At 74.2% G+C, this 21,993-nt stretch carries 20 protein-coding genes; all 20 read left to right on the top strand.

The features are described 5' to 3' along the window. Positions 1-19 precede the first annotated feature (19 nt). The 20 genes from PIR53_07640 (at position 20) to PIR53_07545 (ending at position 21,832) form a co-directional block, all read left to right on the top strand. The gene (locus PIR53_07640) at positions 20-466 is read left to right on the top strand and encodes a 3-dehydroquinate dehydratase (protein ID WZH53857.1); all 447 of its coding nucleotides are present in this window, start codon (positions 20-22) and stop codon (positions 464-466) included. 86 nt (positions 467-552) lie between these two features. Further along, positions 553-1,116, top strand: a complete 564-nt coding sequence (gene efp / locus PIR53_07635) for an elongation factor P (GenBank protein WZH53856.1) — start codon at positions 553-555, stop codon at positions 1,114-1,116. Then, entirely contained in the window at positions 1,116-1,517 is a 402-nt protein-coding gene (nusB, locus tag PIR53_07630; GenBank protein ID WZH53855.1) for a transcription antitermination factor NusB, read from the top strand. Before efp ends, nusB begins: the two co-directional genes overlap by 1 nt. 117 nt (positions 1,518-1,634) lie before the next feature. Then, positions 1,635-2,927, top strand: coding sequence for a hypothetical protein (locus PIR53_07625; GenBank protein ID WZH53854.1), 1,293 nt, complete (start codon positions 1,635-1,637; stop codon positions 2,925-2,927). Positions 2,928-3,356: 429 nt separating this feature from the next. Further along, a complete protein-coding gene (locus tag PIR53_07620; protein WZH53853.1) occupies positions 3,357-4,367 on the top strand; it encodes an NADPH:quinone reductase in 1,011 nt (336 codons plus the stop codon). Between the two features lie 160 nt (positions 4,368-4,527). Then, positions 4,528-5,127, top strand: coding sequence for a bifunctional pyr operon transcriptional regulator/uracil phosphoribosyltransferase PyrR (pyrR, locus tag PIR53_07615; GenBank protein WZH53852.1), 600 nt, complete (start codon positions 4,528-4,530; stop codon positions 5,125-5,127). Further along, entirely contained in the window at positions 5,124-6,074 is a 951-nt protein-coding gene (locus tag PIR53_07610) for an aspartate carbamoyltransferase catalytic subunit (GenBank protein WZH53851.1), read from the top strand. The genes pyrR and PIR53_07610 overlap by 4 nt, the downstream gene beginning before the upstream one ends. Beyond that, positions 6,071-7,420: a dihydroorotase gene (locus PIR53_07605; GenBank protein WZH53850.1), complete on the top strand. Its 1,350-nt coding sequence runs from the start codon at positions 6,071-6,073 to the stop codon at positions 7,418-7,420. The genes PIR53_07610 and PIR53_07605 overlap by 4 nt, the downstream gene beginning before the upstream one ends. Then, complete coding sequence (carA, locus tag PIR53_07600) at positions 7,417-8,553, top strand: glutamine-hydrolyzing carbamoyl-phosphate synthase small subunit (protein WZH53849.1); 1,137 nt, start codon at positions 7,417-7,419, stop codon at positions 8,551-8,553. Before PIR53_07605 ends, carA begins: the two co-directional genes overlap by 4 nt. Before the next feature lie 3 nt (positions 8,554-8,556). After that, the gene (gene carB, locus PIR53_07595) at positions 8,557-12,021 is read left to right on the top strand and encodes a carbamoyl-phosphate synthase large subunit (GenBank protein WZH53848.1); all 3,465 of its coding nucleotides are present in this window, start codon (positions 8,557-8,559) and stop codon (positions 12,019-12,021) included. A gap of 9 nt (positions 12,022-12,030) precedes the next feature. Further along, positions 12,031-13,104 carry a quinone-dependent dihydroorotate dehydrogenase gene (locus PIR53_07590; protein WZH53847.1) on the top strand — a complete coding sequence of 358 codons (1,074 nt, stop codon included), beginning with the start codon at positions 12,031-12,033 and terminating at the stop codon, positions 13,102-13,104. A gap of 64 nt (positions 13,105-13,168) precedes the next feature. Further along, positions 13,169-14,017, top strand: coding sequence for an orotidine-5'-phosphate decarboxylase (gene pyrF, locus PIR53_07585; protein WZH53846.1), 849 nt, complete (start codon positions 13,169-13,171; stop codon positions 14,015-14,017). A 101-nt stretch (positions 14,018-14,118) separates the two neighbouring features. After that, positions 14,119-14,439, top strand: coding sequence for an integration host factor, actinobacterial type (gene mihF, locus PIR53_07580; protein ID WZH53845.1), 321 nt, complete (start codon positions 14,119-14,121; stop codon positions 14,437-14,439). A 4-nt stretch (positions 14,440-14,443) separates the two neighbouring features. After that, positions 14,444-15,049, top strand: coding sequence for a guanylate kinase (gmk, locus tag PIR53_07575; protein ID WZH53844.1), 606 nt, complete (start codon positions 14,444-14,446; stop codon positions 15,047-15,049). Between the two features lie 31 nt (positions 15,050-15,080). Next, on the top strand, positions 15,081-15,410 hold the full coding sequence (gene rpoZ, locus PIR53_07570) for a DNA-directed RNA polymerase subunit omega (protein WZH53843.1): 330 nt from the start codon (positions 15,081-15,083) through the stop codon (positions 15,408-15,410). Positions 15,411-15,466: 56 nt separating this feature from the next. Further along, positions 15,467-16,687 (top strand): bifunctional phosphopantothenoylcysteine decarboxylase/phosphopantothenate--cysteine ligase CoaBC, encoded by a 1,221-nt coding sequence (gene coaBC, locus PIR53_07565; GenBank protein WZH53842.1) that lies wholly within the window; start codon positions 15,467-15,469, stop codon positions 16,685-16,687. Positions 16,688-16,827: 140 nt separating this feature from the next. After that, positions 16,828-18,030 carry a methionine adenosyltransferase gene (gene metK, locus PIR53_07560; GenBank protein ID WZH53841.1) on the top strand — a complete coding sequence of 401 codons (1,203 nt, stop codon included), beginning with the start codon at positions 16,828-16,830 and terminating at the stop codon, positions 18,028-18,030. A gap of 16 nt (positions 18,031-18,046) precedes the next feature. After that, on the top strand, positions 18,047-18,889 hold the full coding sequence (locus tag PIR53_07555; protein WZH53840.1) for a hypothetical protein: 843 nt from the start codon (positions 18,047-18,049) through the stop codon (positions 18,887-18,889). Next, on the top strand, positions 18,886-19,674 hold the full coding sequence (locus tag PIR53_07550; GenBank protein WZH53839.1) for a hypothetical protein: 789 nt from the start codon (positions 18,886-18,888) through the stop codon (positions 19,672-19,674). The genes PIR53_07555 and PIR53_07550 overlap by 4 nt, the downstream gene beginning before the upstream one ends. Positions 19,675-19,738: 64 nt before the next feature. After that, the gene (locus tag PIR53_07545) at positions 19,739-21,832 is read left to right on the top strand and encodes a primosomal protein N' (GenBank protein ID WZH53838.1); all 2,094 of its coding nucleotides are present in this window, start codon (positions 19,739-19,741) and stop codon (positions 21,830-21,832) included. The last annotated feature ends 161 nt before the right edge of the window (positions 21,833-21,993 follow it).

The following is a 21,993-nucleotide window of genomic DNA, read 5'->3' as shown; positions in this document are numbered from 1 at the left end:
GCCGCGGAGGAGAGCAGCGATGACGGTGACGACGGTGCTCGTGCTCAACGGGCCGAACCTCGGTCGGCTCGGTCGGCGGCAGCCGGAGATCTACGGCACGACGACCTACGCGGACCTCGTCGAGCGGTGCCGGTCGTGGGGCGCCGACCTGGGTCTCGACGTCGAGACGCGGCAGACCAACCACGAGGGGGAGCTCGTCGACTGGCTCAACGCCGCGGCCGACGAGCGGGTGCCGGTCGTGCTCAACGCGGCGGCGTGGACCCACTACTCCTACGCGGTGTACGACGCGTGCGCCCAGCTCGAGGCGACCCTGGTCGAGGTGCACCTCTCCGACCCGGAGGCCCGTCCGGAGGAGTGGCGGCACACCTCGGTGGTGCGGCCCCACGCCGCGGCGGTGGTGAAGGGCAAGGGCGTCGACGGCTACCGCGAGGCACTGGAGTTCGTCGCCGCGCAGCTGGCTGGATAGACTCCTCCGTCGGCGCGCGCCCCAGCGGCTGCGCCCGCACCTTCTCGATCCCGCTCCATCCACGACTCTGTGAGGCTGACGCGCGCATGGCATCCACGAACGACCTGAAGAACGGCATGGTTCTCAACCTGGAGGGCCAGCTCTGGTCCGTGGTCGAGTTCCAGCACGTCAAGCCCGGCAAGGGCCCGGCGTTCGTGCGCACCAAGCTGAAGAACGTCGAGTCCAACAAGGTCGTCGACAAGACGTTCAACGCCGGCACCAAGGTCGAGACCGCGACGGTCGACCGCCGCACGATGCAGTACCTCTACAACGACGGCTCGAACTACGTCTTCATGGACACGGGAACCTACGACCAGCTCGAGATCGCCCCCGAGATCGTCGGCAGCGCCAAGAACTTCCTCCTGGAGAACCAGGAGGCCATCGTGGCCACCAACGAGGGCCGCGTGCTCTTCGTCGAGCTCCCCGCCTCGGTCGAGCTCCTCATCACCCACACCGACCCGGGCCTGCAGGGCGACCGCTCGACGGGCGGCACGAAGCCGGCCACCCTCGAGACCGGCCACGAGATCCAGGTGCCGCTGTTCCTGAGCTCCGGCGAGAAGGTCAAGGTCGACACGCGCGACTCGTCCTACCTGGGCCGCGTCAAGTCCTGATGGGAGCCCGCACCAAGGCCCGCAAGCGGGCCCTCGACGTGCTGTTCGCCTCCGAGATGCGGGGGCAGAGCGCGGTCGAGCAGCTCGAGGCGGACATCGCCGGGGGCGAGGGGCCCACCAACCCCTACTCCGCCGTGATCGTGCGCGGCGTGGTCGAGCACCAGGCCGAGATCGACCAGCTCCTCCGCGACAGCGCTGACGGGTGGAGCCTCGAGCGCATGCCCGCGGTCGACCGCAACGTGCTGCGCATCGCGGTCTGGGAGATCCTCCACGCGGACGACGTCGACGCGGCCGTCGCGGTCAGCGAGGCCCTCGTGCTCGTCGGCGACCTGTCGACCGACGACTCGCCGGGCTTCGTCAACGGGGTCCTCGGCGCCATCGTGCGCGGACAGCGGGCCTGACGGGTCACAGCAGGGTTTGTCACGCTCGCGGGCGGGGTAACGGCGCAGGCCGTGCCCCGCCCGCGGTCGTCCCGGTCGGGGTCGGTCCTGTCCCCGTCCCGTCTCGGAGGCCTCTCGGTGAACGTGCCCCCCGACCACCCCGGTGTCGGCCCGCTGCCCGACTCGACCAGTGAGCGGCTCTACACGACGGACGAGCTCGAGGCCTACGCGGCGCAGCAGGACCAGCGCCGCGCCGCGGCCCCCGGATGGGCGGGCGACGACGACACGCGGGTCGTCCCGCCCGTGCCCGCTGTGCCGCCGGTCCCGTCCGCCGGCGGCGGCCGCCGCCGGGCCGACGTGGCGCTGCCGGCCCAGCCCGCGGCGTACGGCGCCCTCCCGCCCCGCCCGGAGACCGGGCCGCCCGCGGTGCGTCCGGCCGGCGCGCCGGTCGGTCCCGGTGCTCCCGGTGCTCCTGCGGAGCCGAGCGTGCCGCGGTTCATGACCGCCACCGACTTCCTCGACCGCCGCGTGGGCGAGGAGCCGTTCGGGCCCGCGTCGTGGGGCTGGCGCGGTCGGCTCAACCGCTGGAGCGGGGGAGCGATGAAGGTGGCGATGGGGCGCGCGGAGCACGAGCACGAGCTGCAGCGACGCGCGGTCCAGCGCGACCTCGACGGGCCGCGCACCATCGTCTTCCTCAACCCGAAAGGCGGCGCGGCGAAGACGACGGGCGTGCTGATGGCGGGCTACACCTTCGGCACCGTCCGCGGAGGCGGCGTCGTCGCTTGGGACAACAACGAGACCCGCGGCACGCTCGGCATCCGCGGCGTGCGAGGCGAGCACCGCAACACGACGCGGGAGCTGCTCGAGGACCTGGAGAAGTTCAACGACGTCTACCAGTCGCGCATCGGCGACCTCGGCGCCTTCGTGCGCTCGCAGGGCGACGCCCACTTCGACGTGCTCGCCTCCGACGAGCGGCCCGACGTCAGCGGCACGATCCGCGCCGACGACTTCCGTTCGGTGCACGCGCTGCTGCAGCGGTTCTACCGGCTCGTCATCGTCGACACCGGCAACAACCTGCGCGCCGAGAACTGGCTGGCCGCGGCCCACGCGGCGGACCTGCTCGTCGTCACGAGCACGGTCCGCGAGGACACGGGCTACAGCGGCCTGTGGATGCTCGACGCGCTGGCCGACGCGGGGTACGCCGACCTCCAGCGCCGCACCGTCACCGTGCTCTCCGACCCGTCCCCGAAGGTCGACGAGCAGCTGGCGTCCGACCTGGTGGGGGTCTACGAGCAGCGCACCCGCGCCGTCTACCGGGTGCCCTACGACCCGGTGCTCGTGTCGGGGTCGGTGGTGCCCTACGCGCGGCTGTCCGTCGCGACCCAGCGGGCCTGGCTGCGCGCCTGCGCGGGGATGGCGGAGGCGCTCTGAGGCGCAGGCCGGCCCACGGAAGGTGCAGCTGGTGCGGGTCGGGCGCGATCCGGGGTGCCCCAGCCGCACAGTCGTGGGGCTCTGTCGGGGCTTCGTCGGGGCTCGGCTGGGAGCTCGGCTCGGGGCTCGGGCTCGGGGAGGCCGGTTCCGGAGGAACAGAACGCGGACCGGACTCTCCTGCGCCTCGGCGTGTCGCGCACGCCGGTCCGCGTTCTCCTTGCCCAGGGGCGATCCGGGGCGACCGAGACCACCTCGATCCACAGCCTCGCGGACCCACCGACCAGCCCAGCGGAGCACAGTTCGTCCGTCGTCTGCACCGAACCGACCGCTTTGACCATCAACGTTGATGGTCGAAGCGGAGTGTTCCCCGGTCAGCCGGGGAACCGACCGCCCCGGGAACACCACCCCCGCCCGCCGGGTTGCCCCACCATGCGAGCAGTCGTCTACACCGAGACCGGTCCCTCCTCCGTCCTGCGCGTCGTCGAGCGCGACGCCCCCGAGCCCGGTCCGGGCGAGGTGCGCGTCCGCGTCGTGACCGCGGGCGTCAACCCCACCGACTGGAAGTTCCGCGCGGTCATGGGGCCGACGCACCCCGAGGTCGCCCCCGGCCAGGACGGCGCCGGGGTCGTCGACGCGGTCGGGGAGGGTGTCGACCACCTGGCGGTCGGCGACCGGGTCTGGCTCTACCTGGCGCAGCACGAGAAGGGCATCGGCGCGGCGGCCGAGCTGACCGTGCAGGCGGCGGACCGCGTCGTGCCGCTGCCCGACGGCGCGTCCTTCGACCTGGGCGCGAGCCTCGGGGTCCCCGCCCTCACCGCGCACCGTGCCCTGACCTCCGGCGACGTTCCCCGCCTCGCCCCCGGCACCCTCGCGGGCACGACGGTCCTCGTCGCCGGCGGCGCCGGTGCGGTGGGCAACGCCGCGATCCAGCTCGCCGTCTGGTCGGGCGCGACGGTGGTCACGACCGTGAGCAGCCCGGCGAAGGCCGCCCTGGCGCGCGCGGCCGGCGCCCACCACGTCGTCGACTACCGCACGGAGGACGTCGTCGCCGCGGTCCGCGCGATCGCCCCCGACGGCGTCGACCTCGTCGTCGAGGTCGCCCCGGCCACCAACATCGGCATCGACCTCGCCGTCGTGCGCAACCACGGCACGGTGGCCTACTACGCCAACGACGGCGGCGACGAGGTCACCCTGCCCGTGCGCCAGGCGTTCGCGAAGAACCTCCGCCTGCAGGGCGTCTTCCTCTACCAGGTCGCGCCGGTGCTCCTGCGGGCCGGCGCGGAGGACGTCACCGCCGCGGTCGCCGCCGGCGCCCTCCGGGTGGGCGAGGACGCGGGCCTCCCGCTGCACCACTTCCGGCTCGAGGAGCTCGCCGCGGCCCACGACGCCGTCGAGGACAGGACCGTCGGCAAGGTGCTCGTGCAGGTCACGACGGCCTGAGCCCGGGAGACCCGGGAAGGTACGCCGCGGGCGGGCGTCCACGTGACGAGCACCGCCCGCGGCACACGTCGCAGGAGGGTCGGGCTGCTGCTAGAGTCCCGCCCGTTCGACATCCTTTAACGAGCCGTCCCGTGAGGCGGAGAAGGAGGTCTCTGCAGGCATGCCTGCGACGACTGAGCCCGCAGTCGGCCCACCCGGCCGCACCGTCCTCGACGCCCGTGACATCGCCCGGGCGCTGACCCGCATCTCCCACGAGATCCTCGAGCGGAACAAGGGCCACGAGGGCCTCGTCCTCCTCGGCGTCCCGACCCGCGGCGTGGGCCTCGCCCAGCGCATCGCGGCCCGGATCGCCGAGACGGAGGGTGTGTCGATCCCCGTCGGAGCCCTCGACATCACGCTCTACCGCGACGACCTGCGCCGGCACCCGGCCCGCGCACCGCAGCCCACGGCGATCCCCGCGGGTGGCATCGACGGCAAGACCGTCGTGCTCGTCGACGACGTCCTCTACTCGGGTCGCACCGTGCGGGCGGCGCTCGACGCGCTCGCCGACATCGGCCGGCCCGCTGTCGTGCGCCTCGCGGTGCTGGTCGACCGCGGCCACCGCGAGCTGCCGATCCGCGCCGACCACGTGGGCAAGAACCTGCCGAGCGCCCGCAGCGAGCGCGTCATGGTGCGCCTCGAGGAGACCGACGGCCTCGACGTCGTGCGCATCGCGGACAGCCCGGACGCCGCCCGCCCGGCCGAGGAGGTGGCCCGGTGAAGAAGCACCTGCTCTCGTCGGACGACCTGACGGCCGACGACATGGCCACCCTCTTCGCCACCGCCGCCGAGATGCACGACGTGCAGCGGCGCGAGGTGAAGAAGCTGCCGGCCCTCCGCGGCCGCACGATCATCAACCTGTTCTTCGAGGACTCCACCCGCACGCGGTCGAGCTTCGAGATCGCCGGCAAGTGGCTCTCCGCGGACACCATCAACATCACGGGCAAGGGCTCGTCCGCCTCGAAGGGCGAGAGCCTGCGCGACACCGTCCTCACCATCGCCTCGATGGGCGTCGACGCGGTCGTCATGCGCCACGGCGCGAGCGGTGCGGCCCAGCAGGTCTCCCAGTGGATCGACGCCGCCGTGGTCAACGCCGGGGACGGCACCCACGAGCACCCGACGCAGGCCCTGCTCGACGCCTACGCGCTGTCCCGCCACTTCGGCGAGGGCGACCGGCTCGGCAGCCTGGAGGGCCGCCACGTCGTGCTCGTCGGCGACCTCACCCACAGCCGGGTCTTTCGCAGCAACGTCATCACGCTGACCCGGCTCGGCGCCCGGGTGACCGTGGTGGCGCCGCCGACGCTCATGCCCGCGGGCATCGCGAGCTGGAGCTCGAGCGCGGGGTTCGCCACGTCGTACGACCTCGACGAGGTGCTCCCCACGGCCGACGCCGTGATGATGCTGCGCGTCCAGAAGGAGCGGATGAGCGGCGGGTTCTTCCCGACGAGCCGGGAGTACACGGTCGGCTACGGCCTCACCCGCGACCGCCTGCGCGTGCTCGGGCCCGAGGTGCCGATCTGTCACCCCGGCCCGATGAACCGCGGCCTCGAGATCGCCGCCGACGCCGCCGACGCGGCGCAGTCGCTCATCCTCGAGCAGGTCTCCGCGGGCGTCGCGGTCCGCATGTCCGTGCTCTACCACCTGCTCGCCGGGGAGGGAACCGCATGACCCACCAGCCAGTCCTCGTCAGGGGCGCGTCGCTCCTGGGCGAGCAGACCGCCGACGTCCTGCTGGTCGACGGCGTCATCGCCGAGCTCGGTACGGCGCGCGTCGACGCCCCCTCCGACGCGCGGGTGGTCGAGGCCGACGGCCTCGTGCTGCTCCCGGGCCTCGTCGACCTCCACACCCACCTTCGGGAGCCGGGCCGCGAGGACGCGGAGACGGTGCGCACCGGTTCCGCGGCCGCGGCACGCGGCGGCTACACGGCCGTGCTCGCCATGGCCAACACCAGCCCCGTGACCGACACGGCCGAGGCCGCCGAGCGCGTCCACTCGCTGGGTCGCGCTGCCGGGATCGTCGACGTGCAGCCGGTCGGGGCCGTCACCAAGGGCCTGCGCGGCGAGGAGCTCGCCGAGCTGGGGCTCATGGCCCGCAGCCGCGCCGGGGTCCGGGTCTTCTCCGACGACGGGAAGTGCGTCGCCGACGCGCGGGTCATGCGCCGGGCGCTGGAGTATGTCAAGGCCTTCGGCGGCGTCGTCTCCCAGCACGCCCAGGAGCCCACGCTCGCCGGCGCGACCGCCTGCTGCCACGAGGGGGAGCTGTCGGGCCGCCTCGGGCTGCCGGGCTGGCCGGGCGTCGCGGAGGAGGTCATCGTCGCCCGCGACGTCATGCTCGCCCGCCACACGGGCAGCCGGGTGCACGTCGCCCACGCCTCGACGGCCGGCACCGTCGAGGTGCTGCGCTGGGCGAAGAGCCTGGGCATCCAGGTCACGGCCGAGGTCACGCCGCACCACCTGCTGCTGACCACCGACCTGCTCGGAGGCTACGACCCGACCTTCAAGGTCAACCCGCCGCTGCGCCCCGCGGAGGACGTCGAGGCGCTGCGCGACGCGCTCGCCGACGGCACGATCGACGCGGTCGCCACCGACCACGCGCCCCACGCGCGGCACGACAAGGAGCACGCATTCGTCGACGCCGCCTTCGGCATGCTCGGCCTGGAGACCGCCCTCGGGGTCGTCGCCACGGTGATGGTCGAGTCGGGTCGGATGGGCTGGGGCGACGTCGCCCGGGTCATGTCGACGCGTCCGGCGGAGATCGCCGGGCTCGCCGGCCGCGGCGACCAGGGCCACGGCCGCCCCGTCGCCGTGGGCGAGCCCGCCAACCTCACCCTCGTCGACCCGGCCGCCTCGGTCGTGGTCGACCGCGACGACTCGGCGTCGCTCTCCCGCAACAACCCCTGGCACGGCCGCACGCTCTCCGCGGCGGTCCGCGCGACGTTCCTGCGCGGCACCCCCACCGTGCTGGACGGACAGCTCGTCGAGATCGGCGCCACCACGGAAGGAAGCCTCACATGAGCACCCCCGCCCTGCTCGTCCTCGAGGACGGACGCACGTTCCACGGCGAGGCCTACGGCGCGACCGGGGAGACCTTCGGCGAGGCGGTCTTCTCCACCGGCATGACCGGCTACCAGGAGACCCTCACCGACCCCTCCTACCACCGCCAGGTCGTCGTCATGACCGCCCCGCACGTCGGCAACACGGGCATGAACGACGAGGACCGGGAGTCGGCCCGCATCTGGGTCGCCGGCTACGTCGTGCGCGACCCCGCCCGCGTGTCGTCGAGCTGGCGCAGCACGCGCACGCTCGACGACGAGCTGCGCGACCAGGGCGTCGTCGGGATCTCCGGCGTCGACACGCGCGCCCTCACCCGGCACCTGCGCGAGCGCGGCGCCATGCGCGTCGGCATCTCGACGACGGAGACCGACCCGGCCCGCCTCCTCGAGCGCGTCCGCGCGTCGGGCGAGATGGCGGGCACCGAGCTCTCCGACGAGGTCACGACCACGGCGGCGTACGTCGTGCCCGCGGTCGGCGAGAAGCGGTTCACCGTCGCGGCGGTCGACCTCGGCATCAAGGCCAACACGCCGCGCATGATGAGCGAGCGCGGCATCGAGGTGCACGTGCTGCCGGCGACCGCGTCCATCGACGACGTGCTGGCGGTGGGTGAGGACGGGCCCGACGGGCTGTTCTTCTCCAACGGCCCCGGCGACCCGGCGGCCACCACCGACCAGGTGGCGCTGCTGCAGGAGGCGCTCGGCCGCGACCTGCCGTACTTCGGGATCTGCTTCGGCAACCAGCTGTTCGGGCGGGCGCTCGGCTTCGGCACCTACAAGCTGAAGTACGGCCACCGCGGCATCAACCAGCCCGTCATGGACCGCACGACCGGCAAGGTCGAGGTGACGGCGCACAACCACGGCTTCGCCGTCGACGCCCCGCTCGAGGGCACGACCGCGACCCCGTACGGCGCGGCGAGCGTCAGCCACGTCTGCCTCAACGACGACGTGGTCGAGGGCCTCGAGCTGCGCGACGGCGAGGGCGGGGCGCTCAAGAGCTTCTCGGTGCAGTACCACCCGGAGGCCGCCGCCGGGCCGCACGACGCGGCGTACCTGTTCGACCGTTTCCTCGACCTCATGAACGACCGGAGGGCCTGAACCATGCCGAAGCGCGACGACATCACGAGCGTCATGGTGATCGGGTCCGGCCCGATCGTGATCGGCCAGGCGTGCGAGTTCGACTACTCCGGCACCCAGGCGTGCCGGGTGCTCAAGGCCGAGGGCCTGCGGGTCGTGCTGGTGAACTCCAACCCGGCGACGATCATGACCGACCCGGAGTTCGCCGACGCGACCTACGTCGAGCCCATCACCCCCGAGTTCGTCGAGCGCGTCATCGCCAAGGAGCGCCCCGACGCGCTGCTGCCGACCCTGGGTGGCCAGACGGCGCTCAACGCCGCCATCGCCCTGCACGAGCGGGGCGTGCTGGAGAAGTACGGCGTCGAGATGATCGGCGCCAGCTTCGAGGCCATCCACCGCGGCGAGAACCGCGAGCAGTTCAACGCGATCGTGCACAAGGTGGGCGGCGAGGTCGCCCGCAGCATCGTCTGCAACGGCGAGGCGCTGGGCCCGGACGCCCCGAAGTCCGCCAAGGAGAAGCACGCCCTCGAGCGGGCCTTCGAGGCCGCCGACCAGCTCGGCTACCCGGTCGTGATCCGGCCGTCGTTCACGATGGGCGGCACGGGCTCGGGCATCGCCTACGACGCCGACGACCTGGTGCGCATCGCCGGCTCCGGCTTCTCCGCCAGCCCGACGACCGAGGTCCTCATCGAGGAGTCGATCATCGGCTGGAAGGAGTACGAGCTGGAGGTGATGCGCGACAAGGCCGACAACGTCGTCATCATCTGCTCGATCGAGAACCTCGACCCGATGGGCGTCCACACGGGTGACTCCATCACCGTCGCGCCCGCCATGACGCTGACGGACCGGGAGTACCAGCACCTCCGCGACCTCGCCATCGAGATCATCCGCGAGGTCGGCGTCGACACGGGCGGCTGCAACATCCAGTACGCCGTGAACCCGGCCGACGGCCGCGTCATCGTCATCGAGATGAACCCGCGCGTCTCGCGCTCGAGCGCGCTGGCGTCGAAGGCGACGGGATTCCCGATCGCGAAGATCGCGGCGAAGGTGGCGATCGGCTACACCCTCGACGAGATCCCCAACGACATCACGGCCGAGACGCCGGCGAGCTTCGAGCCCGCGCTCGACTACGTCGTCGTCAAGGTGCCGCGGTTCGCGTTCGAGAAGTTCCCCGGCGCCGACCCGCGCCTCACCACGCACATGAAGTCGGTGGGCGAGGCGATGGCGATCGGTCGCAACTTCACGGAGGCGCTGCAGAAGGCGCTGCGCTCGCTCGAGAGCAAGGACGCCGCCTTCGACTGGAGCCACCAGTGGGTGGACCTCGACAAGGACGCCCTCCTCGCGGAGATCGCGGTGCCCCACGACGGCCGGCTCAAGAAGGTCATGGACGCCCTGCGGGCCGGTGCGACGCCCCAGGAGGTGTTCGAGGCGACGGGCATCGACCCGTGGTACGTCGACCAGCTCGTCCTCATCAACGAGGTCGCCGGCGAGATCGCGGCGGCGCCCGAGCTGACCGAGGCCGTGCTGCGCCGCGCGAAGCGCCACGGCTTCTCCGACGTGCAGATCGGGCGGATCCGCAACCTGGCGCCCGCCGTGGTGCGCGGGGTGCGGCACGCGCTGGGCGTGCGCCCGGTCTACAAGACGGTGGACACCTGCGCGGCCGAGTTCGCGGCCCGCACGCCCTACCACTACTCGTCCTACGACGAGGAGACCGAGATCGGCCCGCGCGAGCGGCCGGCCGTGATCATCCTGGGCTCCGGGCCGAACCGGATCGGCCAGGGCATCGAGTTCGACTACTCGTGCGTGCACGCCTCCCTGGCGCTCAGCGCGGCCAAGGACGGCGCGGGCCTGCCCGACGGCGGCTACGACACGATCATGGTCAACTGCAACCCCGAGACGGTCTCGACGGACTACGACACCTCGGACCGGCTCTACTTCGAGCCGCTGACGCTCGAGGACGTCCTCGAGATCGTCCACGCCGAGCAGCAGGCCGGGCCCGTCGTCGGCGTCATCTGCCAGCTCGGTGGCCAGACGCCGCTCGGCCTGGCCCGGGGCCTCGAGGAGGCCGGCGTCCCGATCGTCGGCACGCAGCCGGCGGCCATCGACCTCGCCGAGGAGCGGGGCGCGTTCGGTCGCGTGCTCGCCGCCGCGGGGCTCACGGCGCCCAAGCACGGCACCGCGACGTCGTACGCCGAGGCGGAGGCCATCGCCGCCGAGATCGGCTACCCGGTGCTGGTGCGCCCGTCCTACGTGCTGGGCGGCCGCGGCATGGAGATCGTGTACGACGACGCGTCGCTGGAGGCCTACCTCGAGAAGTACGTCGCGGCGGGGCTCATCAGCCACGCGGCGCCCGTGCTCGTGGACCGGTTCCTCGACGACGCCATCGAGATCGACGTCGACGCGCTCTTCGACGGCGAGGAGCTCTTCCTCGGCGGCGTGATGGAGCACATCGAGGAAGCCGGCATCCACTCCGGCGACTCCTCGTGCGCGCTGCCGCCGATCACCCTCGGCGCCCGCGAGATTGGCCGGATCCGTCGGGCCACCGAGGCCATCGCCCGCGGCGTCGGGGTGCGCGGCCTCATCAACATCCAGTTCGCGCACGCCTCCGACATCCTCTACGTCCTCGAGGCGAACCCGCGGGCGTCCCGCACGGTCCCGTTCGTGTCCAAGGCGACGGCGACGCCGCTGGCGAAGGCCGCGGCGCGCGTGATGCTCGGCGAGTCGATCGCCGACCTGCGCGCGGCGGGGGTCCTCCCGGCGAGCGGCGACGGCGGCACCCTGCCCGACGGCTGCCCGATCGCCGTCAAGGAGGCGGTCATGCCGTTCAACCGGTTCAAGACCCCCGACGGCCAGTTCGTCGACACGGTCCTCGGCCCCGAGATGAAGTCGACCGGCGAGGTGATGGGCTTCGACGCCGACTTCGGCACGGCGTTCGCGAAGTCGCAGGCGGCGGCGTTCGGCTCCCTGCCGAGCGGCGGCAAGGTCTTCGTGTCGATGGCCAACCGCGACAAGCGGGCGATGGTGTTCCCCATCAAGGTGCTCGCCGACCTCGGCTTCGAGATCGTCGCCACCCAGGGCACCGCCGAGGTGCTGCGCCGCAACGGCGTCGCCGCCACCGTCGTGCGCAAGCAGCACGAGGGCCCCGGCCCGAACGGCGAGCGCACGACCGTGCAGCTCATCGACGACGGCGAGATCCAGCTCATCGTGAACACCCCGTACGGCGCGGCCGGAGCCGAGCCGTCCCCCGCGGGTGGCGGCGAGCCGGCCCTCGGCACGGGTGGGCAGGTGCGCCTCGACGGCTACGACATCCGCACCGCCGCCATCAAGGCCAACGTCCCGTGCATCACGACCGTGCAGGGCCTCGGCGCCGCGGTCCAGGGCATCGAGGCGATGCGCCGCGGCGACATCGGCGTGCGGAGCCTGCAGGAGTGGGCCGCGGTGCTGCAGCCGCCGGTCGGCGCGGTCGACCCGGTCGGCTCGGCGGGCTGAGGGCGCGCCGTGGGCACCTACGACCTGCTCTTCGACAAGGTCCTGACCCGCACCGACCCGGAGCGCGTGCACCACGCGTCGTTCCGGGCGATCCGGGCTGCCGGTCCCGCCCTGCGCGCGGCCCACGTCGCGCCGCGCGCGGGGGCGGGCGCCGTCGAGGTGATGGGGCTGCGCTTCCCGCACCGCTTCGGCCTCGCCGCCGGCTTCGACAAGAACGCCGTCGGCATCGACGCCCTCGGTGCGCTGGGCTTCGGCCACGTGGAGATCGGGACGGTCACGGCGCTCGCCCAGCCGGGCAACCCCACCCCGCGGCTGTTCCGGCTGACCGAGGACCGCGCGATCCTCAACCGGATGGGCTTCAACAACGACGGTGCCGCGGCGGTGGCGCAGCGGCTGGCCGTGCGGGCCGAGAAGCTCGACCGGGCGGGCCGGCGGCCCGAGCTGGTCCTGGGCGTCAACGTCGGCAAGTCGAAGATCGTCCCGGAGGACGACGAGGCGGCGGTGCTGGCCGACTACGGATCCTCGACGCGCCTCCTCGCGCCGTACGCCGACTACCTGGTCGTCAACGTCTCCTCCCCGAACACGCCGGGACTGCGCAGCCTCCAGGCCGTCGAGCGGCTCGCGCCCCTGCTGGAGCACGTGCGGCGCACGGCGGACACCGCGAGCCCGGACCGTCGGGTGCCGCTCGTCGTGAAGATCGCGCCCGACCTCGCCGACGAGGACGTGCTCGCGGTCGCCGACCTCGCCATGGCCCAGGGGCTCGACGGGGTCATCGCGACCAACACGACCGTCCGCCGTGACGGCCTGCGCACGCCCGCGGCCGAGGTCGAGGCACTCGGGGCCGGCGGGATCTCCGGGGTGCCGGTGGCCGCCCGTTCCCGCGAGGTGCTGCGGCTGCTCCGCGAGCGGCTCGACGGTCCGGCGCTCATCTCCGTCGGGGGCGTCGACACCCCCGCGGAGGCCCTCGCGCGGGTGCAGGCCGGCGCCGACCTCGTGCAGCTCTACACGGCGTTCGTCTACGGCGGGCCGCTGCTGCCGCGGCGCATCGCCCGACGGCTCGCCGCGTTCGACGCCGCACGCTGAGCGCGACCCGACCCCTCGCCGTACCCCGGCCACCGAGATCCTCCGCCGAACCCCAGGAGCGCCCGTGACGACCTCTGCCCCTCCCTTCGGGACCCGTCTCGCCGCCGCGGTCGCCGACCGCGGTCCGCTGTGCGCGGGCATCGACCCGCACCCCCGCCTGCTGGAGTCGTGGGGGCTGGACGTCACCCCGGCGGGCCTGGAGCGGTTCGCGCGGACGGCGGCCGAGGCGCTCGGCGGGACGTGCGCCGTCGTGAAGCCGCAGTCGGCGTTCTTCGAGCGGTTCGGCAGCGCGGGCGTCGCCACGCTCGAGCGCACGGTCGCCGACCTGCGGGCCGGGGGAGCGCTGGTGCTGCTCGACGTGAAGCGGGGCGACATCGGCTCGACGTCGCAGGCGTACGCCGACGCCTACCTCGACCCGTCGTCGCCCCTGGCGTGCGACGCGATCACGGCGAGCCCGTTCCTCGGGTTCGGGTCGCTGCGCCCCATGGTCGAGACCGCCGAGCGGTTCGGGGCGGGGCTCTTCGTGCTGGCGCTCACCTCCAACCCCGAGGCCGCGACGGTGCAGGCCGCGCAGCGCCGGGGTCGCTCGGTCGCCGCGGAGGTGCTGGACGAGCTCCGGGTGCTCAACGTGGGTTCCGAGCCGCTCGGCTCGTTCGGCGCGGTCGTGGGCGCCACGATCGCCGGCGTCGACGCCGCGGCGGGGGAGTCGCTCGCCATCAACGGTCCGCTGCTCGCCCCCGGCGTGGGCGCCCAGGGCGGCACGGCGGCGGACGTGCAGCGCATCTTCGGCGACCAGGTCGGGAACGTCCTGCCGAGCTCCTCGCGCGAGGTGCTCGCCGCCGGCCCCGACCCGCGGGCGCTGGCCGACGCGGCGCGTCGGTTCAACGACACCTTCCGCGCAGCCTGGTCCTGAGCCTGGTCCGGGCGCCGGTCCCGCGCCGATTGCCACCCGCGCGGGCGCGTGGCTAGATTGGCGCTTCGTTCCACGACCCATCTCGACGCGAGGATCCGCCCGTGGCCCTGCCCCCTCTCACCCCCGAACAGCGCCAGGCTGCCCTGGCCAAGGCCGCGGCGTCGCGCCGCGAACGGGCCGAGGTGAAGAACCGCCTGAAGACCGCGGGGGCGACGATCTCCGAGGTGCTGCGGGACCGCGAGGGCAACGAGGTCATCGCCAAGATGCGGGTGTTCGACCTGCTGCAGTCGATGCCGGGCGTCGGCAAGGTGCGCGCGAAGCAGATCATGGAGCGCCTCCAGATCGCGGAGAGCCGCCGGGTGCGCGGGCTCGGGGCCAAGCAGGTCGCGGCGCTCGAGGCCGAGTTCGCCCCGGGCGACTGATCCGGTGGTCCATCCTCTCGACGGCCCGGCCGACGGCTCCGCCGGCCGCTCCCGCCTCGTCGTGCTCGCCGGTCCCACCGCGGTCGGCAAGGGCACGGTCGCGGCCCACGTGCGCGCCCACCACCCCGAGGTCTGGATCTCGGTGTCGGCGACGACGCGCAAGCCCCGCCCCGGCGAGGTGCACGGGGTGCACTACCTCTTCGTGAGCGACGAGGAGTTCGACCGCATGATCGCCGAGGACGAGCTGCTCGAGTGGGCGGTCGTCCACAAGGCGGCGCGCTACGGCACCCCCCGCGGCCCGGTCGAGGCCGCGCTCGCGGCGGGCCGTCCGGCCATGCTCGAGATCGACCTGCAGGGCGCGCGCCAGGTGCGCCGCACCGCGCCCGACGCCTTCTTCGTGTTCCTCAAGCCGCCGAGCTGGGAGGAGCTGGTGCGTCGCCTGGTCGGCCGGGGCACCGAGACGCCGGAGGAGCGGGAGCGTCGGCTGGAGACCGCCCGCACCGAGCTCGCGGCGGAGGCGGAGTTCGACCACACCATCGTGAACACGGAAGTTCCGGCCGCCGCCGAAGAGTTGGTACGATGCATGACTGCGCCTGCTCAGGCGCGCTGATCCAACCCCGACCGACTTGTGAGGCTGTTGCGTGTCTGCCCCTGAAATCGCCGCCGTGGGCGTGACGAACCCGCCGATCGACGACCTGCTGACGAAGACCGACAGCAAGTACCAGCTGGTGCTCTACGGAGCCAAGCGCGCGCGGCAGATCAACGCGTACTACTCCCAGCTGGGCGAGGGCCTGCTGGAGTACGTGGGTCCGCTCGTCGACACCCACGTGCAGGAGAAGCCGCTGTCGATCGCGCTCCGCGAGATCAACGCCGACCTCCTGACCTGCGAGGACGTCGACCCGGCCGAGCTCGCCGCGGAGGAGGCCGCCAAGAAGGCCGCCGCCGTCGAGTCGCCCTTCGGCTCCGAGTGACCTCCGGTCACCCCCCCCTGCTGAAAACGATGCCGCCGTCCGACCCGAGCCCGTCCGTGCCCAAGCCGCGCGTGGTGCTCGGCGTCGGGGGCGGCATCGCGGCGTACAAGGCCTGTGAGGTCCTGCGCCGCTTCTCCGAGTCCGGTCACGACGTGACCCCGGTGCCGACCGCCAGTGCGCTGGAGTTCGTGGGCGCGCCGACGTGGGCCGCCCTGTCCGGCAAGCCCGTCGCGAGCGACGTGTGGAGCCAGGTGCACGAGGTGCCCCACGTGCGCATCGGCCAGACCGCCGACCTCGTCGTGGTCGCGCCGGCCACCGCGGACCTGCTGGCCAAGGCCGCGCACGGCCTGGCCGACGACCTGCTCACCAACACGCTCCTCACCGCGCGGTGTCCCGTCGTCATGGCCCCCGCGATGCACACCGAGATGTGGGAGCACCCCGCGACGCAGGCCAACGTCGCGACGCTGCGCTCGCGCGGCATCGTCGTCATCGAGCCCGCCGAGGGCCGGCTGACCGGCAAGGACACGGGCAAGGGCCGGTTGCCCGAGCCCGTGGAGATCTTCGAGGTCGCCGCCGACGTGCTGGCCCGGTCGCGCGCCGGAGCCACCCCCGGTGACCTGGCCGGACGGCGGGTGCTCGTCTCCGCCGGCGGCACGCGGGAGTACCTGGACCCGGTCCGCTTCCTCGGCAACCGCTCGTCGGGCCGGCAGGGCTACGCGCTCGCGCGGGCCGCCGTGGCCCGCGGGGCGGAGGTCACCCTCGTGGCGGCCAACGTCGACCTGCCCGACCCGGCCGGCGTGACCGTGGTGCGCGTCGAGACCACGGAGCAGCTGCGCGACGCCGTCGTGGCGGGCGCGAAGGACGCGGACGCGGTCGTCATGGCCGCGGCGCCGGCCGACTTCCGGCCCGCGTCGTTCAGCGACGCCAAGATCAAGAAGCTCGCGGACGGGAGTGCCGCTCCGCTCGAGCTCGTCCAGAACCCCGACATCCTCGCGGCGATCTCCCACGACCGGGCCCGTCCGGGTGCGGTCGTGGTGGGCTTCGCCGCCGAGACCGGCGACGCGACCGGCTCGGTCCTCGAGCTCGCGCGGGCCAAGCTCGCTCGCAAGGGCTGCGACCTGCTCGTCGTCAACGACGTCAGCGGGGGAGCGGTCTTCGGCAGCACGGAGAACGAGGCGGTCATCCTGGGCGCCGACGGTGCCAGTGTCGAGGTGCCGCGGGCGGCGAAGGGCGTGCTGGCCCACGCCATCTGGGACCAGGTCGCCACCCGGCTCTGACCACCGCGCGGGGACACCGGCAGCGATGTCCACGCGTCGGGACGTCTGCCCGGATGCTGGCGCTCGCCCGGGCCGCGACTATGGTTTCGGCGGGCGCGACCGCGCGCCCGGACAGCCTCGTCGAGTGGGAGTGAGTGACCGTGCCTGGACGTCTCTTCACGTCGGAGTCGGTGACCGAGGGTCACCCGGACAAGATCGCTGACCAGATCAGCGACACCGTCCTCGACTACCTCCTGGCGAACGACGAGGACAAGCGCAACCTCCGGGTGGCGGTCGAGACGCTGCTGACGACGGGTCTCGTCGTCGTGGCCGGCGAGGTGCGCACCAACGCGTACGCCCCTGTCGCCGACCTCGTGCGCCGCAAGATCCTGGAGATCGGCTACGACTCGTCCGAGAAGGGCTTCGACGGCGCGTCCTGCGGCGTGCAGGTGGCGATCGGCGGCCAGTCGGCCGACATCGCCCAGGGCGTCGACGACGGCCACGAGTCCCGCGTGGGCTCGTCGACCGACGAGCTCGACAAGCAGGGCGCGGGCGACCAGGGCCTCATGTTCGGCTACGCGAGCGACGACACCCCCGAGCTCATGCCGCTGCCCATCACCATCGCGCACCGGCTCTCCGAGCGTCTCTCCGAGGTGCGGAAGAACGGCACGCTGGCCTACCTGCGTCCCGACGGCAAGACCCAGGTGACGATCGAGTACGACGAGCAGGACCGCCCGGTGCGGATCGACACCGTCGTGCTGTCCACGCAGCACGCCCCCGACGTCGACCTGGCGCAGCTCGAGTCCGACATCAAGGCCAACGTGATCGAGCCCGTGCTGGGCTCCTTCGACATCCCGTCCGACGGCTACCGCCTGCTGGTGAACCCGACCGGCGTCTTCGTCGTCGGCGGCCCCATGGGCGACGCAGGTCTGACCGGCCGCAAGATCATCGTCGACACCTACGGCGGCATGGCCCGCCACGGCGGCGGCGCCTTCTCGGGCAAGGACCCGTCGAAGGTGGACCGCTCCGCGGCGTACGCGATGCGCTGGGTCGCCAAGAACGTCGTCGCCGCGGGCCTGGCCCGTCGCGCCGAGGTGCAGGTGGCCTACGCGATCGGCAAGGCGCAGCCCGTCGGCGTGTTCGTGCAGACCTTCGGCACCGGCGTCGTCTCCGACGAGGTCATCCAGAAGGCCGTCCTCGAGGTGTTCGACCTGCGTCCCGCCGCGATCATCCGCGACCTCGACCTGCTCCGTCCGATCTACTCGCTCACCTCGGCGTACGGCCACTTCGGCCGCGAGCTGCCCGAGTTCACCTGGGAGCGCACCGACCGCGCCGACGCGCTGCGCGCGGCGGCGGGCATCTGAGCACCCGGGGCTCGTCGTGAGCGACGGGGGCGGGCACGACGCGTACGGCGACGGCCCGCCCCCGTCGCGCGTCACGAGCCCGGTGCCGGCCGCCACCGCCGGCGAGCTGCGGGAGGCGGCGCCGCGGTCCGCGCGTGAGCTCGCGCGCTGGCTGCCGGAGGGCGCGGACGTGCCGTGGCTGGGGCTCGAGGTCGCGGCGTGGGCCCGGCACCCCGCCGTCCAGGACGCCCTCGACCCCCGGCGGCGTTGGCGGCGACGCGCGGACGCGCTGTCCCCCGCCGCGTTGTGGGCGCTGACGGTGCTCGCGGTGCTGGGGGCGGTCGTCGCGGTGACGCTGCTGGGCGGGGAGGCCGGGTACGGCGCGCCCTCGGCCGCCAGCGCCGACCGGTGGGCCGCGGTCGCGGCCACGGCGGGCGGGCTGGCGCTGCTGGCGCGGACGGCGAGCTGGACGGTCACGCGGGCCGCCGGGCGACGCCCGCACTCCCACGACCTCGTCGTGGCGGTCGTGAGTGTCGTCGCCCTGCACGGGCTGGCGTCGCTCGGGTGGATGGTGAGCACGCAGCGGTGGACGCCGGCGGTGGTGGTGCCGGTGGCGCTGTCGCTGGTGCTGGCGGTGGTCGCCGGGGTGCTCCTGGGCACGCGGCGGGAGCCGGCGGATCCGGTAGCGGCGCCGGGTGATCCGCGGCGTCTCGCCGCCGCCCTCCCCGAGCGGGAGCGGGCGCGTGTGCGGCGCGACCTGGCCCGGGCGCTCGACGAGCTGGAGCGTCGGGGGCTGGCCAGCGCCGCGACGATCGCGCGGGCGCGCACGGCGGAGCTCGGCGACCTGGCCGACACGGCATCCCGGCGGGTTCGTCGATGAGCGCCGACAGCGCGGGGGCGGTCTCCGCCGCGCCGTCCGCCGTCGAGGCGGTCCGTCGGCTGCCCGCGGACGGGCCGGTGCCGTGGCGGGCGCTCGAGATCGCGGCCTTCGCGCAGCATCCCGCGGTGCAGGACGGGCTCGACCCGCGAGGGCGCTGGCCACGGGCGGGGCGCGGTCCGTGGGCGGCGCGCCGCGGGGCGACCGCCCTGGTCGTGCTCGGCGCGCTGGTGCTGCCGCTCGTCGGCCTGCTGGCGATGGCCGTCCGCACCCGGTACTGGCGCGGCCCGGGCGACGACCCGTTCGCCGTCGACGTCGTGAGCTGGACCTACGGTGCGACGGCCCTCGTGCTCGCGGTGCTGCTTGGCCGGGTCGTGCCGGTGGCCCGACGGCGTCGTGGTGTCCCCGGCCCCACCGTGCCGGTGTTCGCAGTGCCGGGAGCGCTCGCCCTGCTCACGGCGCTCGCCGCACCCCTGCGGGACGTCGCCCCGGTCGACCCGCAGGTCCTGCCGGTCTGGGCCGTCGCCGCGCTCGGCGCGATCGGCTGCGGCGTCGGTGTTGTCGGCCGTGGTCCCCGCGCAGCGCGCGTGCCGCCCGGGCCGCTCGTGGTGGCACGAACCGCCGTGACCCGGCTCACCGACGCGGAACGTGCGGCGGTCGCGGCCGACCTGACCGCGGCGGTCGACATCCTCGAGGAGCGCGGCCTGGTGCGCCCGAGGCTCGCCGAGCGCGCCCTGGCGGCTCCGCTGGCGATGCTCGCCCACGACCTCTCGCACGGACCCGGGTGACGTTCTCCCCAGGGCGTGGGCCCTGTGGTGCGTCCTGTCGGCGGCGCACGGTAGACCTGTGCCCGTGACCGCCGACGCCCACGAGCAGCCCGAGCAGGGATCCCTCCTGCCCGAGCTGCGGGAGACCGTGCGCGAGGCACGGTCGGCGACGCAGCGGGCGGCGGCCAAGCGGCGCACGGAGGTGGAGCCGGCCGAGGTCGACCCGGTCGCCCAGGTGCTCGTCGACGTCCCGCTGGCCCACCTCGACCGGCCGTTCGACTACCTGGTGCCCGCCGGGATGGCGGAGACGGCGCAGCCGGGGGTCCGGGTGAAGGTGCGGTTCGCGGGTCAGGACGTCGACGGCTTCGTCGTGGCCCGCCGTCCGGAGTCGGACCACCCCCGGCTGTTGCCGCTGCGCCGGCTCGTCAGTCCCGAGCGCGTGCTGCTCCCGGAGGTCGCGGCGCTGACGGCGGCGGTGGCGGAGCGGTACGCCGGGGCGCGGGCCGACGTGCTCCGCCTGGCGGTCCCGCCCCGGCACGCCACGACGGAGAAGGCGGCGCCGGGTGTGGTGCCCCCGGCGCTGACGGTCGCCGACGGCGACCGACGTCTCACCGCCGCGGCCGAGGCCTGGGGCGAGCACGAGCACGGGGCGGTCTTCTGCGACCACCTGGCACGGGGCGGATCGCCGCGGGCCGTGTGGACCGCGGGACCCGCGGTCGACTGGCCGCGTCTGGTGGCGCACGCCGCGTCCGTCGTGGAGGCCTCGGGTCGCGGGGTCGTCGTGTGCGTCCCGGACGGGCGCGACCTCGACCGGGTGGACGCCTCGCTCACGGAGGTTCTCGGCGAGGGGCGTCACGTGGCGCTGCGCGCCGACGCCGGCCCGGCTGCCCGGTATCGCGACTTCCTCGCCGTGAGCCGGGGCCAGCGCCGCGTCGTGGTCGGCACGCGGGCGGCGATCTGGGCCCCCGTGCACGACCTCGGCCTCGTCGTCGTGTGGGACGACGGTGACGACCTCCACGCGGAGCCGCGTGCGCCGTACCCCCACGTCCGCGAGGTCGCGGCCCTGCGGGCGGAACGCGCCGGGGCGGCGGCGCTCGTCGGGGCGCACGCGTGCTCGGTGGAGGCGCTCGGCCTGCTGCGCAGCGGCTGGGCGCGGCCGATCGCGATGACCCGCGCGACCCTCCGGGAGCGGGTCCGCGTGAGCATCGCGGGAGCGACCGACCGCGAGCTGGAGCGCGACCCCTTCGCGCGCAGCGTGCGTGTGCCGACCGCCGCCCGCGACCTCGTGAGGCGGGGCATCACCGCCGGGCCGGTGCTGGTGCAGACGCCGCGGTCGGGCTACGCGGCGGGCCTGGCCTGCGAGCGCTGCCGCACGCCGGCGCGGTGTGCGGCCTGCACGGGTCCCCTGCAGCAGACCTCGCCGACCGCGCCCCCCTCGTGCCGCTGGTGCGGCACGCCGGAGCCGCGGTGGGCGTGCGGCGTCTGCGGCCACCGTGGGCTCCGCGCCCCGGCGGTCGGCCAGGAGCGCACGGCCGAGGAGCTCGGACGCGCGTTCCCCGGCGTCACGGTGCGCACGTCGGCGGCCGACCACGTGCTGGCGGAGGTCGACGACAGCCCCGCGATCGTCGTCGCGACCCCGGGGGCGGAGCCGGTGGCCGAGGGCGGTTATGCGGGTGTCCTGCTGCTCGACACGTGGCTCGCCCTGGCGCGCGTGGACCTGCGCACGGGGGAGGAGGCCCTGCGTCGTTGGCTCAACGCGGCCGCGCTGGTGCGACCCGGCGCCGAGGTGGTCGTCGTCGGTGACGCCGCGCAGCCGGCGCTGCAGGCCCTCGTGCGGTGGGACCCGCTCGGCTTCGCCGAGCGGGAGGCGGCCGAACGGGCCGCGGCCCACCTGCCGCCGGCCGCGCGGCTGGCGACGGTCACGGGGGAGGAGGCCGCGGTGGCGGCCTACCTGGAGCACCTCGCCGTCCCCCCGCCCGTCGAGGTGCTCGGCCCCGTCCCCGTCCCGCCCCGCCCGGGCGCGCCCGTCAGCGCCGACCCACCTGAGGTGCGCGCGGTCGTGCGCGTGCCCGCGCGCGAGGGTGCGGCCCTCGCCGCGGGGCTGGGCGCCGCGTCGCGTGAGCGATCCGCGCGCAAGCTCGACGCCGTCCGCGTCCAGGTCGACCCCCCGTCGCTCTGAGGTCCTGCGTCGAGCTTGGTCGTACGCGGCAGGCGCGTCGAGTTTGGGGTGTACGGCGCGGCAGGGGCGTCGAGTTGGGGTGTACGGCGCGGCAGGAGCGTCGAGTTTGGTCGGACCGTCTCACCAAACTCGACGCGAGAACCGGTCATCCACAGATCACC

The organism is Nocardioides alkalitolerans (genome assembly GCA_038184435.1).
Classification (GTDB): domain Bacteria; phylum Actinomycetota; class Actinomycetes; order Propionibacteriales; family Nocardioidaceae; genus Nocardioides; species Nocardioides alkalitolerans_A.
The sequence above is the reverse complement of the archived record's forward strand: the minus strand, read 5'-3'. Positions and strand labels throughout refer to the sequence as shown.

What these genes read in the sequence shown, in the direction of transcription:
- carA (WZH53849.1), top strand. Translation starts at nt 7,417, where the DNA reads ATGAGCACCCCCGCCCTGCTCGTCCTCGAGGACGGACGCACGTTCCAC.
- PIR53_07620 (WZH53853.1), top strand. Translation starts at nt 3,357, where the DNA reads ATGCGAGCAGTCGTCTACACCGAGACCGGTCCCTCCTCCGTCCTGCGC.
- PIR53_07605 (WZH53850.1), top strand. Translation starts at nt 6,071, where the DNA reads ATGACCCACCAGCCAGTCCTCGTCAGGGGCGCGTCGCTCCTGGGCGAG.
- pyrR (WZH53852.1), top strand. Translation starts at nt 4,528, where the DNA reads ATGCCTGCGACGACTGAGCCCGCAGTCGGCCCACCCGGCCGCACCGTC.
- nusB (WZH53855.1), top strand. Translation starts at nt 1,116, where the DNA reads ATGGGAGCCCGCACCAAGGCCCGCAAGCGGGCCCTCGACGTGCTGTTC.
- carB (WZH53848.1), top strand. Translation starts at nt 8,557, where the DNA reads ATGCCGAAGCGCGACGACATCACGAGCGTCATGGTGATCGGGTCCGGC.
- PIR53_07640 (WZH53857.1), top strand. Translation starts at nt 20, where the DNA reads ATGACGGTGACGACGGTGCTCGTGCTCAACGGGCCGAACCTCGGTCGG.
- efp (WZH53856.1), top strand. Translation starts at nt 553, where the DNA reads ATGGCATCCACGAACGACCTGAAGAACGGCATGGTTCTCAACCTGGAG.
- PIR53_07550 (WZH53839.1), top strand. Translation starts at nt 18,886, where the DNA reads ATGAGCGCCGACAGCGCGGGGGCGGTCTCCGCCGCGCCGTCCGCCGTC.